A 14,169-nucleotide genomic window follows, 5' to 3' on the forward strand; every position below is an offset into this window, starting at 1 on the left:
AACAGCCCCGAACGCTTACAATCGCCCGTCTAACCGCCCACCAGACAGGCCCGCCCAGAAATGCCGCTCGACCCTCCGACGATGCTGACCCTCTCCATCGCCCTCGCAGCCGCTGCCGCGCTGTATCTGGCGATCGAGTGGCGGAGCATCCGTGAACCTTCGCTGCTGTTCTGGAGCGCCGGTTTCGCCACGATCACCGTCGGTTCAACCCTGGCCCTGCTGCGCAGCAGCGGCTTTTTGCTGATCGGCATCTGGTTCGCCAACGGCCTGCTGGTGACCGCACACTTCCTCTTCCTGCTGGGCGTTGCGCGCTTCACGCAGATACGCCTGTCCCGCGGCTGGTACCTTATCTTCCTCACCTGGCTGGTGATGTTGTTATTGCCCGACGGGCCACTGTGGTCAAAAGTCATGCTCGCGGCCAACTCGCTGCTGGTGGCGCTGGTGACGCTCAAGGCGAGCACGCTGCTGCGCCCGCATGGCAAATCGCTGAGTGTGGGCGCGGTGCAACTACGCTACGTCTTGCTGGCCCACGGGATTTTCTATGTGCTCAAAGCGCTGACGGTGGTCATCCCCGGCACGCTGATCGATCTGGCCGCATTTCGCGGCGAGATCATCCAGATTTCGCTGGTCGAAGGCGCCATGGCAATCATGTTGATCGCGCTGTCGATGACCGGCACCGAGCGTTACCGCCGGGAAAAAGAGATCGCGCGCCTCGCCGAACGTGACCCGCTGACCGCCCTCTACAATCGCCGCGCCCTGGAAAAACGCGCTACGCGTCTGCTCGCCGACGTCTGCGCAGAACGCCCCGGCGCCCTGCTGCTGATCGACATCGACAACTTCAAACTGGTCAACGACCAATACGGCCACACCGCGGGCGATCGTCTGTTGATTGCATTGAGCGAAATGATCCGCTCGCTGCTGCCGCGCAATGCATTGACCGCACGCTTGGGCGGCGACGAGTTCGTCATACTGCTGGGCGGCGCCTCAAGCGAGCGCATCGTCGAGCTGGGCAACAGCCTGCGCGAACAGTTTCTGAGCACCACCTCACAGACATTCCCCACGCCCGAGGCCGTCACGTTGAGCATCGGCGCCAGTCTGTTCGAGCAACCGCCCGCCAGCCTCACGGCGTTGATCGAACAAGGCGATGTCGCTCTCTACGAGTCCAAACGCGGCGGTCGCAACCGCCTGCGCCTGACCGGGCTCCCCACACAAGGATGACCACAATCATGTCCAGCCTCGACAGTTCTCTGCAAGACAGCGCCGCGCCAGAAGGCGTTTGCTATGGCTGCGGCAGCAGCAACCCCCATGGATTGCACATTAAAAGCCACTGGCATGAAGATGGCGTGCACGTCCTCGCCGAGCACGTGCCAGACGCCAAATACTGCGGCTGGCCCGACCTGGTTTACGGTGGACTGATCGCGATGCTGGTCGATTGCCACTCCAACTGGACGGCGATGGCCTACCACTATCGCGCCGAACAGCGTGCCCCCGGCAGCCTGCCGCGCATCGACTGCGTGACCGGTAACCTGGGCATCAAATTCATCAAACCGACACCGATGGGCGTACCGTTGACCTTGCGGGCCAGAGTTGATGGCGACGTCGGGCGCAAGACTCGGGTGATCTGCGAGGTATATGCAGGGGATGTGCTGACGGCGGTGGGCGATTCAATTTTTGTGCGCGTGGACACCGGGCAACTGGCAGCGGTTGCGCACGGGCGCTAAGGCTTGGCTGCCAGACGAAGTGCTTGATACGCCGTGACCAATTGCTCCTGCGTGAACGCCAGATTGCGCCCACTCGGATTAGGCAACACCCACACCGCCGCTCCGCCGAAGGTGCTGTCCTGACGCCCCCACTGCACCTCACGTTGACCGGACAACGCGGCAAACGCCGCTTTGCCCAGAAACGCAACAAAGTCTGGCGCACAGTGGATGATTTTCTGCTCGAAGGCTGCCGCGGCGGTATCGAATTCGTGCCGTGACAGTTGATCAGCCCGCGCCGTCGGGCGATCCACGACAGCGGTCAATCCGCAGTGATATTGCAGAATCGTCCGGTCATTTTCCGGGCAAATCTCCTCAGGCGTGAACCCGGCCAGATGCAGCGTGCGCCAGAACCGATTACCTCGCCCGGCAAAGTGATGCCCCTGCGCGGCGGCTAACAGGCCGGGGTTGATGCCGCAAAAAATCACTGAAAGATCTTTATCGAGAATGTCGTTGAGTTTTTCCGGGGGCATAAGGCGCTCAAACGTTGAAACAATATGGGCGATTGACGATGCCGCCAACGATACCTAATCTCCGGACACTTCGCCCAAGGCAATACGCCGCCCCGAACATTCAGGTCGCGCCCAATCCTTGGGCGTTTTGCTATCTGAAGACTGCTTGTGACACAACATCATTAAGGACAATGAATGCCGCTGATTTCGCAACGCGTAGAACTGGCACGCAACGGAGCCAACGATAAAGTCATCTGCCGCATGCCATCCGGCTGGGCGGTGATGGGCGATGTGCAATTTCTTCCCGGCTACTGTCTGCTGCTTCCCGACCCCGTCGTGCCAAGCCTCAACGATCTTGATGGCGACGCCAGAGCCACTTACCTGCTCGATATGGCCCGCCTCGGCGATGCAGTGTTGCAGGCGACGGATGCATTGCGCATGAACTATGAAATCCTCGGAAACTCGGAACCCGAGTTGCACTGCCACCTTTTTCCTCGATACGCCTCGGAACCGGAAGAAAAGCGCAAGATGCCGGCGTGGTTCTATGACTGGAAGAACGCGGTGCCCTATGCAGAGGAAGTGCATGGTGAGTTGCGAACAAGGATTGCTGATTTGTTGGGTGCTACGAGTAGGCCTCAGTAGTTTTTTGAACCGGCAGTGAACCCCGTCAAGGACAGATGCAGACGATATGAAGACACCCACCTGGTTCATACCACTCAGCGAATCACTGAGTACTTTGCTAAAACATGGAGCCACCCCGGACTCGACGAATCTGAGCCGGTATGAAGTGGCGTCCATCCTCTACGTACTCCAGCTGTCGAAGCCTCTCAAATCTCCCGCTCCCTCAGCTCTGGACCTGGAGCGTAAGTTTGCAACAATCCTTGCTGTCCCCAGCGACCAACTCAGGGCGGCTCTGACTGAAAGCTACAATCAGGCGGCTTTCATTGCAGGCTTGGCGAGAATCTCCGATCTGGGCATTGGTCTGGTTGATAAGAAAACCATTTCCAATCATCCATTCATTCGCCCTGAAGGCGATTGGGATTTCGATTTCGCCAGACGTTATCGGGATATCTACGGGGCCATCAGTCACGAACATGTTCGGCCCGGTGGTGCGATTATCAGGTTAAGTGATCACCAACTTCGCTTGATCCACAACATCAGGGCTAACCTGGAAGATTCGATCGAAACACAAGCGCTTGCAGGGACGGGAAAAACCTTTGTTCTTGATGAAGTCATGGCGCTGATGCCAGAAAAGCGATTTATTTTCATGACAGACGCCGAGCCCAAGCTTAAAGCGATCCGTGCTCGGTTCACCGCAAAAAAAGTGCCCACGTCTACCTTCAAAAGATTGGCAGAGTCCACGCTGTCGGGTGGAAACGAGTTCCTCCAAAACAAGATGGAGGCAGAGTCTCGTCTACCCTTGTCCTATTCTCAGTTGGCTGAACAAGTCGGGCTTGGCCCTATCGGCAACCGGGGTGCCACACAGGTAGCAGCATTGTGCTGGTCCGTTATCTTTAAGTTTTGCATGTCAAAGGACCGATACATTACATCCCGCCATATTCCACTGGATCAAATTCGTTGGCTATCAATGAAGGATCAGGAAATTGTTGCTGCGGTATCGGTCAGACTCTGGAACCAACTGATTCAACTGGATATGGAAGCCCCTTCTCTGCCGGTGCGTGGATACCACCGCATCAAACAAATGTCCCTGGAGAATCTTTACATTCCGGAACGTTTCGACACAGTACTGATAGACGAGAGCCATGACCTTTCCGCCCCTATGGTTGTAATACTCGACAAATCACCTCAAACCGTGATCTCCCTGGGCGACCAATTTCAGAACCTGGAAGGTCAGTACGTACCGCACAGTGCAATAATTCGTCATCGAGAAATGGCGACATCCCTACGTGCCGGGCCACCTCTAGTTGAATACATCAACCCGCTTCTAGAGATTTTTCCTGACGCTTCCAGCTCACCGTTCATGGCTGATAAAGCGAAAGAAATGGTAGTCAGGCAATACTCTGCTGATGCTTTCCCTCCCGAAGCGAGCGTCATTCTGGTCGCGGACAACTGGGGAATATTCGACTGGCTCCTTCGTAGCCGCGAAATGGGCAAAGGAGCAGCTGTTATCGACTGGAATCGTGATGTCGAGTCGTTTTTAAGCGACTGCTGGGGTTTGTTTATGGATATCAACAAACCGACTCACGGTGCTCTTGCGCGCTATCGGACCTGGGATCAACTCCATGAAGCGATGAAGTGGAATCATGCGTTTCTCAGGGTTGAAAGATGGCTGAGTACGGTCGGTGTCAAAATTGGTGTATCGGGTCTTTACAAGCGTGCCAGCCACGATGAGTTTGCGAATCACCTTCCCATTCGCCCACTGTTGGCAACAGTTTTCGCCGTCAAGAACTTCGAGTTCAAGCGAATGGCTATCTCAGAGGACCTCTACTATTCCCCGGACCTGTTAGGTAAAAGGGTGCTTTCCAAAAAACTCGCCTTGCTCTACACAGCAATTACTCGTGCGTGCGGAGAAATCTACTTTCCAGACACCCATCAAGTGTGGATGGATGACATAACGCGTGCAGCTGGGAGCTTGAGGTAAACACTACCAATGACTCAACAGATTCGACTCGCATCCGACTTCGATGCCCAAGCCATAAGCCAAGTGATTGTCGCTACTTTGCGTGAATCCAATGCTCACGACTATTCGCCGGAAATCATCGGTCAGGTGGAGAAAAGCTTCTCTCCTGCGGCGATCCTGCAGTTGTTGAATCAGCGTCGGGTGTTTGTGGCGACAATCGATCAGCACGTCGTTGCAACGGCCAGTCTTGATCGAGATGTGGTTAGAAGCGTGTTTGTTGCTCCGTGCCATCAAGGCGCCGGAATCGGCAAAAAGCTGATGGAGACCCTTGAGTCAATCGCCATCAAGGAAGGCCTACAGCGCCTGCGAGTGCCCTCTTCCATTACCGCCGAAGCCTTTTATGCCTCGTTCGGTTTCGAGAAAATCCGCGATGAGTTTCAGGGTGCCGAACGCACGATCGTCATGGAGAAACCGCTGAGCCGGTCGTGACGACACGCAGAACTGTGGCGAGGGAGCTTGCTCCCGCTGGACTGTGAAGCAGGCCCTCTCTTTTAAAACAAGGGCTGCTGCGCGCCCCGGAGAGAGCAAGTTCCCTCGCTACAGGTTATTGCATTGAACCCACGACTTTAGCCCGCGCCGTGTGCAGTTTCTGGTAGCTCTCGATCAAGCGCAGATGCCGGTCAAGACCTTCCAGCTTCATGCTCGTCGGCGTCAAGCCGTAGAAGCGTACGCTGCCGTTGACCGAACCAATCGCTGCGTCCATGCGCTCGTTGCCGAACATGCGGCGGAAGTTGGCTTCGTAGTCTTCCAACTGCAGATCGTCGTCCAGTTCCATCTCCAGCACCACGTTCACCGCTTGATAGAACAAGCCGCGCTCGACGGTGTTGTCGTTGTATTGCAGAAACGCTTCAACCAGATCCTTGGCCTCATCAAACTTCTGCAGCGCGAGGTAGATCAGCAGGCGCAGTTCCAGAATAGTCAGCTTGCCCCACGGCGTGTTGTCATCGAATTCGATGCCGATCAGCGTGGTGATCTCGGTGTAATCGTCCTGCTCGCTTTTTTCCAGGCCTTGGGCGAGGTTGCGCAGACCGACCTTGCTGAGGTTATGCAGGTTGAGGATGTCGGCGCGAAATTGCAGGGCTTTGTTGGTGTTGTCCCAGATCAGATCTTCGACCGGGTAGATCTCCGAGTAATCCGGCACCAGAATCCGGCAGGCCTTGGCACCGATGTGCTCGTAGACCGCCATGTAGACTTCTTTGCCCATGTCTTCGAGGATGCCGAACAGGGTGGCGGCTTCCTCGGCATTGGAGTTTTCGCCTTGGCCGGAGAAGTCCCACTCGACGAATTCGAAATCCGCTGCAGCGCTGAAGAAACGCCACGACACGACACCGCTGGAATCGATGAAGTGCTCGACAAAGTTGTTCGGCTCGGTCACTGCCTGACCGGAGAAGGTCGGCTGCGGCAAGTCGTTCAAACCTTCGAAACTGCGGCCCTGCAACAACTCGGTGAGGCTGCGCTCCAGTGCCACTTCCAGGCTCGGGTGTGCGCCGAACGAGGCGAATACGCCGCCAGTGCGCGGGTTCATCAGGGTCACGCACATCACCGGAAATTCACCGCCCAGCGATGCGTCCTTGACCAGCACCGGGAAGCCCTGTTCTTCCAGGCCCTTGATGCCGGCGAGGATGCTCGGGTATTTCTCCAGCACTGCTTGCGGCACGTCTGGCAGCGCCATTTCACCTTCGAGGATTTCGCGTTTGACCGCACGCTCGAAGATCTCCGACAGGCACTGTACCTGCGCTTCGGCGAGCGTGTTACCGGCGCTCATGCCGTTGCTGAGGTAGAGGTTTTCGATCAGGTTTGACGGGAAATACACCACTTCATTGTCCGACTGGCGCACAAACGGCAGCGAGCAGATGCCCCGCTGGGTGTTGCCGGAGTTGGTGTCGAACAGGTTCGAACCGCGCAACTCGCCGTCGCGGTTGTAAATCTTCAGGGTGTACTCGTCGAGAATTTCGCTCGGCAGTTCGTCTTTTGGCCCCGGTTTGAACCACTTCTCGTTCGGGTAATGCACGAACTCGGCATTGGCGATCTCTTCGCCCCAGAACTGGTCGTTGTAGAAAAAGTTGCAGTTCAGGCGCTCGATGAACTCACCCAGCGCCGAGGCCAGCGCGCCTTCTTTGGTCGCGCCCTTGCCGTTGGTGAAGCACATGGGCGAATGCGCATCACGGATGTGCAGCGACCAGACGTTGGGCACGATGTTGCGCCACGAAGCGATTTCGATCTTCATCCCCAGGTCGGCCAAAATGCCCGACATGTTGGCGATGGTCTGCTCCAGCGGCAGGTCCTTGCCCGCAATGAAAGTGCCAGCGTCCGAACCGGCAACCGGCATCAACAAAGCCTGAGCATCGGCATCGAGGTTTTCGACTTCTTCGATGATGAACTCAGGGCCGGTCTGCACGACCTTCTTCACCGTGCAGCGATCGATCGAACGCAGAATGCCCTGGCGATCCTTGTCGGAGATGTCCGCTGGCAACTCGACCTGGATCTTGAAGATCTGGTTGTAGCGGTTTTCCGGGTCGACGATGTTGTTCTGCGAAAGGCGAATGTTTTCCGTGGGGATGTTGCGCGTGTCGCAGTACAACTTCACAAAGTAAGCCGCACACAACGCCGACGACGCCAGAAAGTAGTCGAACGGCCCCGGTGCCGAACCATCGCCCTTGTAGCGAATGGGCTGATCGGCGATCACCGTGAAGTCGTCGAACTTGGCTTCAAGTCGAAGGTTGTCGAGAAAATTGACCTTGATTTCCATGCGGGATTACCAGAATACGGCTAAACGAATGGGCGCCATTATCCGGTTTTTGCGCGGGAAGTCTTGCCCTTTCGGGATTGGCCGCTGATCGGCGATGCTGGGGCCAAGGGCCGCAGATCCATGCCCGCAGCGAGTTTTGCGGGTCAGTCGTCACTTGTTGCAAACACGCCAAGGCAAAGACTCGAAGGGTTCACTACGCTTCTACAGATTCGGATCAGTGCAATGGCGAAAAAGAATCTGAACATTGCGCCCGCGCCGTGGTTCTAGATTCAGAAGACAGCGGATCAAGGACGAGCACATGGATCTTTCCAGCTATGCAGCCCCGCTTCCACCGCGCCAGAACGCCGTCACCCGCCGCCTCGCCTTCGCGGTCGGTGCGCTATTTGTCAGCGGTGTGATTGCCGCAACGGTGGCCTTGCTCGGTATTGCCGAACGCCTCGACAACGACGAAATCAACAAAACCCGCTTTTACTCCGCTCGCGCGCTGGAAAACCGCATCACTGCCTCGAAAAACTACATCACCAGCTACGCCTACTGGACCACCGCCTACGAGCATTTGAGCGGTCAGGTCGATACTGACTGGGCCTACACCGAGCAGAACGTCGGCAAGACCCTGTTCACCACCGACGGTTATGACGGCGTCTTCGTGCTGAACCGCGAAGGCACCCGCTATGGTGTGGTGCGCGGGCAAATGGTCGATGCCGAGCTGTCCGCGTTTGTTCAGGTGAGCGCCAGCGCGTTGCTCGATCAAGTGCTGGGGCAAGCTGACCTGACCAAACCGGTCAGCCGTTATTCACTGTTCGAGGGTTGGCCGGCGCGGGTGTCGGCGGCGGCGATCATTCCCAACGATGAGCGGCCCCTCGGCGATCCGCAAAAAACCTCGGTGCTGGTATTTGTCGACAAACTCACGCCGACCAAGCTGCGCCTGATCGGCAGCGGTTACGGCTTGAACAACCTGAGCCTGGCACTGGACGAGACGCTCGACCCGCAACGACCTCGTGTGCCGCTGGACAACACCGGTTACAGCCTGATCGCTGATCTGGAGCGGCCCGGGCAACATTTATTGTGGTCATTGCTGCCGCCACTGGGCGCAACGATAGTGGTACTGATGCTGCTGACCGCGTACTTCTTCCGCCACGCTTTGCGTTCATCGCAGTACGTCGACCAGAGTTTTGCCGTCATGCAAACCGCCAATCAAGCATTGGAACACGCCAACCGTGACATCGAGGCGAGCGAAGAACGCTTTCGCGCGGTGGCCGAAGCCGCGTCGGACTGGATCTGGGAGGTCGATCGCGCCCTCGCGCTGACCTACCTCTCGGCGCGCTTCAGCGAAGTGACCGGTTACCCGCAAACCCTGTGGCTGGGACAAGACATCGGCCAGTTGCTGTTTTGCGACACCACGCCACTGGAACTGTGGTTGAGGAATCTCATCGAGGAAGACAGCGCCAGTGATTTACGCTGCACCTACCGTGACCACGCCGGCCAGCAACGCCATTGTCGACTGTCGGCCCGGCCGATTTATCAACAGCACGCGGTCATCGGCTATCGCGGCACGGCCAGCGACATTACCGACGAAGTCGCCGCCCACGCACAAATCCAGCACCTGTCGATGCACGACGCACTGACCGGCCTGCCCAACCGCAACAAGCTCGCACGCTATCTGGATGACGCGCTGCTGCTCAATGAACACGCGCCGGGACTGTCGCTGTTGATGATCGATCTGGACAATTTCAAACCGATCAACGATTCGCTCGGTCATCCGGCCGGCGACGCGGTGCTGCAGGAAGTCGCCGTGCGCCTGCGTGAATGCACCCGCGAACATGACCTCGTCGCCCGGCTGGGCGGTGACGAATTTGTCGTGGTGCTCAACGGCATGGACAGCCGCCACGAGATCGACAAGTTCTGCACCCGCCTGATCGGCAGCCTGCACCAGCCGATCGTCTTCGAGCATCATCCGCTGCACGTCGGCGCCAGCATCGGCATCGCCCTCAGCCGTCGCCACGGTTACGTGCCCAGTGAACTGATCCGCTACGCCGACATCGCGCTGTATCAAGCCAAATCCGAGGGCAAAAACACCTGGTGCTATTTCGAAGCGCACATGAGCGACCAGATCCAGACGCGCCGGCAAATGGAAGACGACCTGCGCCATGCGCTTCAGCACGACGAATTCGTCCTGCACTATCAGCCGCGCTACAAGGTTGATGGCAAGCAGATTGTCTCGGTCGAAGCGCTGGTACGCTGGCAACATCCGAGCAAGGGCCTGCTCGGCCCGGACCTGTTTATTGCGCTGGCGGAGCAGACCGACCTGATTGTCCCGCTGGGCCACTGGGTATTACGCGAAGCCTGCGAAACAGCGCTGGCCTGGCCGGAAGACATACTGCTGTCGGTCAATCTGTCCCCCGCGCAGTTTGCCGCCAGCGACGTGGTCGAGGAAGTCCGCGAAGTGTTGATCCAGACCCGCTTCCCGGCCAGTCGACTGGAACTGGAGATCACCGAAAACGTCATGCTCAACGATACCGACGGCGCCCTGACCACCATGAATGCCCTGAAAGAACTGGGCGTGCGCCTGAACATGGATGACTTCGGCACCGGTTATTCATCCCTCGGCTACTTGCGTGCCTATCCGTTCGACGGGATCAAGATCGACAAGCGCTTTATCGCCTCGATCAGCAGCGGCACCAATGACCGCGCGGTGGTGCAAGCGATCATCGGGCTGGGCAAAGCCATGGGCCTGACCGTCACCGCCGAAGGTGTAGAGACCGAGGAACAACTGGCAATTCTCGGCAAGGATCAGTGCAACGAAGTGCAGGGATACTTCATGAGCCGGCCGATCGACAAAACGGCGTTCGCGCACCTGTTGCACACGTCGAGAAGCGCGCAGCCGAAAAAGCCAAAACCGAAAAAAGACCGCTCCCGTAGCGGCCTTAATCTGGAGGGGTTGTAGTGCTGATCAAGCTGTATGTTCATGGGTTTTTCAGCGAAGTGTCTGATCCGCCTCGCCCCGGAACACACTACCGGCATCGCGCACCAGCTGGCGCCACTCAGCGCTGGTGATTAGCCCCTGCTCTTCCATTTCGTCAGCGGCTTTGAGCAACTCGTCATATTGCTCTTCCGGATCCAGGCGCATCTGCGGTTGGGTTGCCAGTTTGCGCCATGCCGCCAGTGATTGTTTTTTTTGCTGATCAAACATAGGGTTTTCTCGTGAAGGACTCCCCTTGGTAGAAAGACGTGCACACACGGAGGTTCAGCGCAGTCGACGGGTGGAGTCTGCACCTGCGATCTTCCTCCCGCATCCGACGCTCTGTATGATTCGGCACCCACTCGATGCTGCACGCCAGACCCGCAAGGAACGCGCATGAAGTTCTTCAAAAAGCTGTTCAATTCAGCAAAAAAAACCCCCTCCAAGCCCCGGAACAGCCCGAAGAACTTATCGAGTCGTTCGGATATGACGACCTGAGCGAGGCCGAGAAAGCCAACATGGCCGAGCGAGAAGCCAGCCAGAAAGCCCTGGACCGGCATTGGAATGCTGTCGGCACCAGCGAAAAAGACGTCCTTGGCTACATGATCAGTCCGAGTTTCATGGGCGGTCCCGACTGGCCATCGACCCGGCAAGCCTACCGCGTGGTACGTCGTGGTGACTCGATCATCCTCGCCACCGAAGGCATGTCAGACCCGTTCGATGGCGCCGAAGGTCTGGGCAATGGTTTCGAGATGGAACTGTTCATCGAAACATCGGACATCCCCAATCATGCACTCGGCGCGCCGGGTGACGTTGACCCGTTCAGACGCAGTTGGGCATTCGAGCTGTTGAAGCACCTCGCGGCCGAGGTCGCGCACGCTGGCGGGCTCATCCATCGGCTGGAGAAATACGGTTCGATGTCTTACGAAATCCCGGGATTCAGCAAATCGGATTACATGAGCGAGCAACTGCCCGCGCATTTCGTCACCGCCGACGACATGACCGGCATGGTGATTGGCGCCCCCGAACCGGACTTCCCGACCCGAATCGATGACATGCCCTTGTCACCGGTCAAACTGGTCTGCGTGACATTGATTACCGCCGCCGAACTCGAATACATCCGTACCGGTGGGCAAAATGCGCGCAATGATCTGGTCGCGCGCTTGAAAGACGCAGGTGTCGGGCATATCAGCCGGCTCAATCGCGCCAGTGTGGTGTGACAGGGGCATTGCTCAGCCGCGAGAGAACGTTTGCCGCCGTGCAGTGAGTTGACTGCGCCCCTCGGTATTAGCGGTATAAAAGCAAAATTGCCATGTGTTTCCTTCGTTCTTTGTTACGTCGCACTGTTCATTGCCCGCCCCTTGTTTGCTGGAGTTTCCCCATGCCGTCGCCCAAATCCCTGCCTACCGCCCTGCTGGGCCTGGCCCTCGCCTGCCCGGCGATGGCCGAGACTCAAGGTCTGGAGCTTGGGCAAGTATTGATTTCGGCCGATGACCGCAGTGGTTCCGATGCAAGCATTGAAGAAGCCAAGGCCCGGCTCGAACAGGTGCCCGGCGGCACCAACCTGGTCGACATGCGCAAACCCTTGCAGGGCCGTGTCGCCAGTAACCAGGACGTATTGGCCTATCAGGCGGGCGTCTATGCGCAGTCGGCGGGCAACGAAGGCGTGAAGATTTCCATCCGTGGCTCGGGCATCAACCGCGCGCCCGGCGCCCACGCGTCGGGGCTGTACGCGATGCTCGACGGCTTGCCCCTGACCGGCCCCGGCGGCACGCCGTACGAATTGCTCGAACCGTTGTGGGTCGATCACGTTGAAGTGCTGCGTGGTGCCAACGGCTTCGACCGTGGTTCGCTGGCGCTGGGCGGCGCCATCGATTACGTCAGCCACACCGGCTACAACGCGCCGAAACTGCAAGTACGCTACGCCACCGGCAGCCACGGTTATCAGCAACGTCAGGTCAGTTCCGGGCAAGTGCTCGGTGACTTCGACTACTACGTATCGCTGACCGATTCCAACGCCGACGGTTATCAGGATCACACTGCCAGCGAGAGCAAAGGCCTGATCGCCAACTTCGGTTATCGCTTCAACCCGAACCTGGAAACCCGCTTTTATATCCGCTACCGCGAGACCGACAACGACCTCGCCGGCCGCGTGACCAAGCACTCCATCGAACACGACCCACGGGCAGCCAATCCGTCCTACGTTTCGCGCGACGACAGCCGCAAGCAACCGGGCAGCACCTTCATCGGCAACAAAACCACCTTCTACATCGACGACGATTCGAGCATCCAGACTGGCCTCGTTTACCACGACTACCCGATGGATTTGCGTGAAGGCCCGAACCGTTTGAAGGTCGCTTACACCGACGTCAGCGGCACCTTCGACTACAAACGCCGCGACACTGTTTTCGGCATGGAAAGCCGCAGCAACGTCGGTCTGCGCGTGACCAAACACCTGCCCAACGATGGCGCCAGCGAATTGGTGCGCATCCCCACCGGCAACACCGCGGGTTACGCGCCCGGCACGCACATGCGCAACTTCACCTATCAAGGTTCGGACACCGTTCTGCACTTTGGCAACGACCTGGAAATCGCCAATGATCTGTGGCTGACCACCGGCCTCGCCGCTATCTACACCCGCCGCGAGAGCGACGTCACCTACCCGCAAAGCGGCGGCAAAACCAGCATGAACGACTGGGACTACGCGCCGCGACTCGGTCTGCGCTACCAGATCAACCCGGATCTACAGGTTTTCGGCAACCTCAGCCGATCGGTCGAAGCACCGCATCCGTGGTCGCTGATCTACAGCTCCAACGTGCGCTTCCCGGCCGCCAGTGGCCCGGCGAGCGGCACCCAGAAAGACCCGATCAAACTGCAAAACCAGACCGCGACCACCCTCGAACTCGGTGGCCGTGGCGACAGCGCCATCGGCGAATGGAGCCTGGCCTGGTACTACGCGCAAGTGCGCCATGAACTGCTCTCGGTACTGCCGGACGCCAACGCCACCACGCCCTACGAGCTGAACGCCAGCCCGACCGTGCACCAAGGCGTCGAGGCCAGCCTCAACAGCAAACTCTGGTCCGCCGCCGACGGCCGCCAACTGAGCCTGCGCCAAGCCTACACCTTCAGCGATTTCCACTACCGCGACGACGAGCGCTTCGGCGACAACCGCCTCCCCGGCCTGCCGATGCATTACTACCAGGGCGAATTGCGCTACGACTGGCCGCAGGGATTCTTTGCGGCAGTCAATACGCAACTGGTGTCCAAAGTTGCCGTGGACTACGCCGACAGCTACTACGCCGATCCCTACGCACTGTTCGGCGCAACGCTGGGCTATAACGCGCCAAAGGGCGACTGGCAAACGTGGTTGGACATGCGCAACCTGACCAACAAACACTATGCGGCGACGGTCACGCCGGGGTATGACGACAAGGGCCTCGACGCGGCGCGGTCAACGCCGGGTGAAGGCATGGGCGTGTATGTCGGGGTATCGTGGAGTTTGTTGTGAGGTCACCGGAGTCATGGGCGGTAATACGCACTTTGCACGGAGTAAAAGATTGCTTGAGCAGTAAAGGCCTGATGGCTTCCTGGCCATTCAGATCGTGCTGAGT

The 14,169-nt window shown here is 58.3% G+C and carries 10 protein-coding genes and 1 pseudogene; 8 read left to right on the top strand and 3 right to left on the bottom strand.

The annotated features are described in order from the left end of the window. Positions 1-60: 60 nt before the first annotated feature. A complete protein-coding gene (locus JFT91_RS19910; protein WP_201233585.1) occupies positions 61-1,218 on the top strand; it encodes a GGDEF domain-containing protein in 1,158 nt (385 codons plus the stop codon). A gap of 8 nt (positions 1,219-1,226) precedes the next feature. Beyond that, the gene (locus tag JFT91_RS19915) at positions 1,227-1,721 is read left to right on the top strand and encodes a PaaI family thioesterase (protein ID WP_201204248.1); all 495 of its coding nucleotides are present in this window, start codon (positions 1,227-1,229) and stop codon (positions 1,719-1,721) included. On the opposite strand, the gene mug is transcribed toward JFT91_RS19915, so the two are convergent. After that, positions 1,718-2,230: a G/U mismatch-specific DNA glycosylase gene (mug, locus tag JFT91_RS19920; protein ID WP_201233586.1), complete on the bottom strand. Its 513-nt coding sequence runs from the start codon at positions 2,228-2,230 to the stop codon at positions 1,718-1,720. The genes JFT91_RS19915 and mug overlap by 4 nt on opposite strands. A 174-nt stretch (positions 2,231-2,404) precedes the next feature. Between mug and JFT91_RS19925 the strand changes: the two genes are divergently transcribed. The 3 genes from JFT91_RS19925 to JFT91_RS19935 are packed head-to-tail and all read left to right on the top strand — an operon-like array spanning position 2,405 to position 5,279. Beyond that, positions 2,405-2,851: an HIT family protein gene (locus tag JFT91_RS19925; RefSeq protein WP_201233587.1), complete on the top strand. Its 447-nt coding sequence runs from the start codon at positions 2,405-2,407 to the stop codon at positions 2,849-2,851. Between the two features lie 46 nt (positions 2,852-2,897). Further along, entirely contained in the window at positions 2,898-4,811 is a 1,914-nt protein-coding gene (locus tag JFT91_RS19930; RefSeq protein ID WP_201233588.1) for a hypothetical protein, read from the top strand. 9 nt (positions 4,812-4,820) lie between these two features. Continuing rightward, positions 4,821-5,279 carry a GNAT family N-acetyltransferase gene (locus tag JFT91_RS19935; RefSeq protein WP_201233589.1) on the top strand — a complete coding sequence of 153 codons (459 nt, stop codon included), beginning with the start codon at positions 4,821-4,823 and terminating at the stop codon, positions 5,277-5,279. A gap of 115 nt (positions 5,280-5,394) precedes the next feature. Here JFT91_RS19935 and JFT91_RS19940 read toward each other — a convergent pair whose 3' ends face one another. Then, on the bottom strand, positions 5,395-7,599 hold the full coding sequence (locus JFT91_RS19940) for an OsmC domain/YcaO domain-containing protein (protein ID WP_201233590.1): 2,205 nt from the start codon (positions 7,597-7,599) through the stop codon (positions 5,395-5,397). A 298-nt stretch (positions 7,600-7,897) separates the two neighbouring features. Between JFT91_RS19940 and JFT91_RS19945 the strand changes: the two genes are divergently transcribed. Continuing rightward, complete coding sequence (locus JFT91_RS19945) at positions 7,898-10,543, top strand: bifunctional diguanylate cyclase/phosphodiesterase (RefSeq protein WP_201233591.1); 2,646 nt, start codon at positions 7,898-7,900, stop codon at positions 10,541-10,543. 30 nt (positions 10,544-10,573) lie between these two features. Here JFT91_RS19945 and JFT91_RS19950 read toward each other — a convergent pair whose 3' ends face one another. Then, complete coding sequence (locus JFT91_RS19950; protein ID WP_201233592.1) at positions 10,574-10,789, bottom strand: hypothetical protein; 216 nt, start codon at positions 10,787-10,789, stop codon at positions 10,574-10,576. 165 nt (positions 10,790-10,954) lie between these two features. Here JFT91_RS19950 and JFT91_RS19955 point away from each other — a divergent pair. Continuing rightward, positions 10,955-11,778, top strand: a pseudogene (locus tag JFT91_RS19955) (suppressor of fused domain protein). Between the two features lie 161 nt (positions 11,779-11,939). Continuing rightward, complete coding sequence (locus tag JFT91_RS19960) at positions 11,940-14,066, top strand: TonB-dependent receptor family protein (RefSeq protein WP_201204263.1); 2,127 nt, start codon at positions 11,940-11,942, stop codon at positions 14,064-14,066. The last annotated feature ends 103 nt before the right edge of the window (positions 14,067-14,169 follow it).

The sequence above is a fragment of the Pseudomonas sp. TH08 genome, assembly GCF_016651275.1.
In the GTDB taxonomy this organism is placed as follows: Bacteria; Pseudomonadota; Gammaproteobacteria; order Pseudomonadales; family Pseudomonadaceae; genus Aquipseudomonas.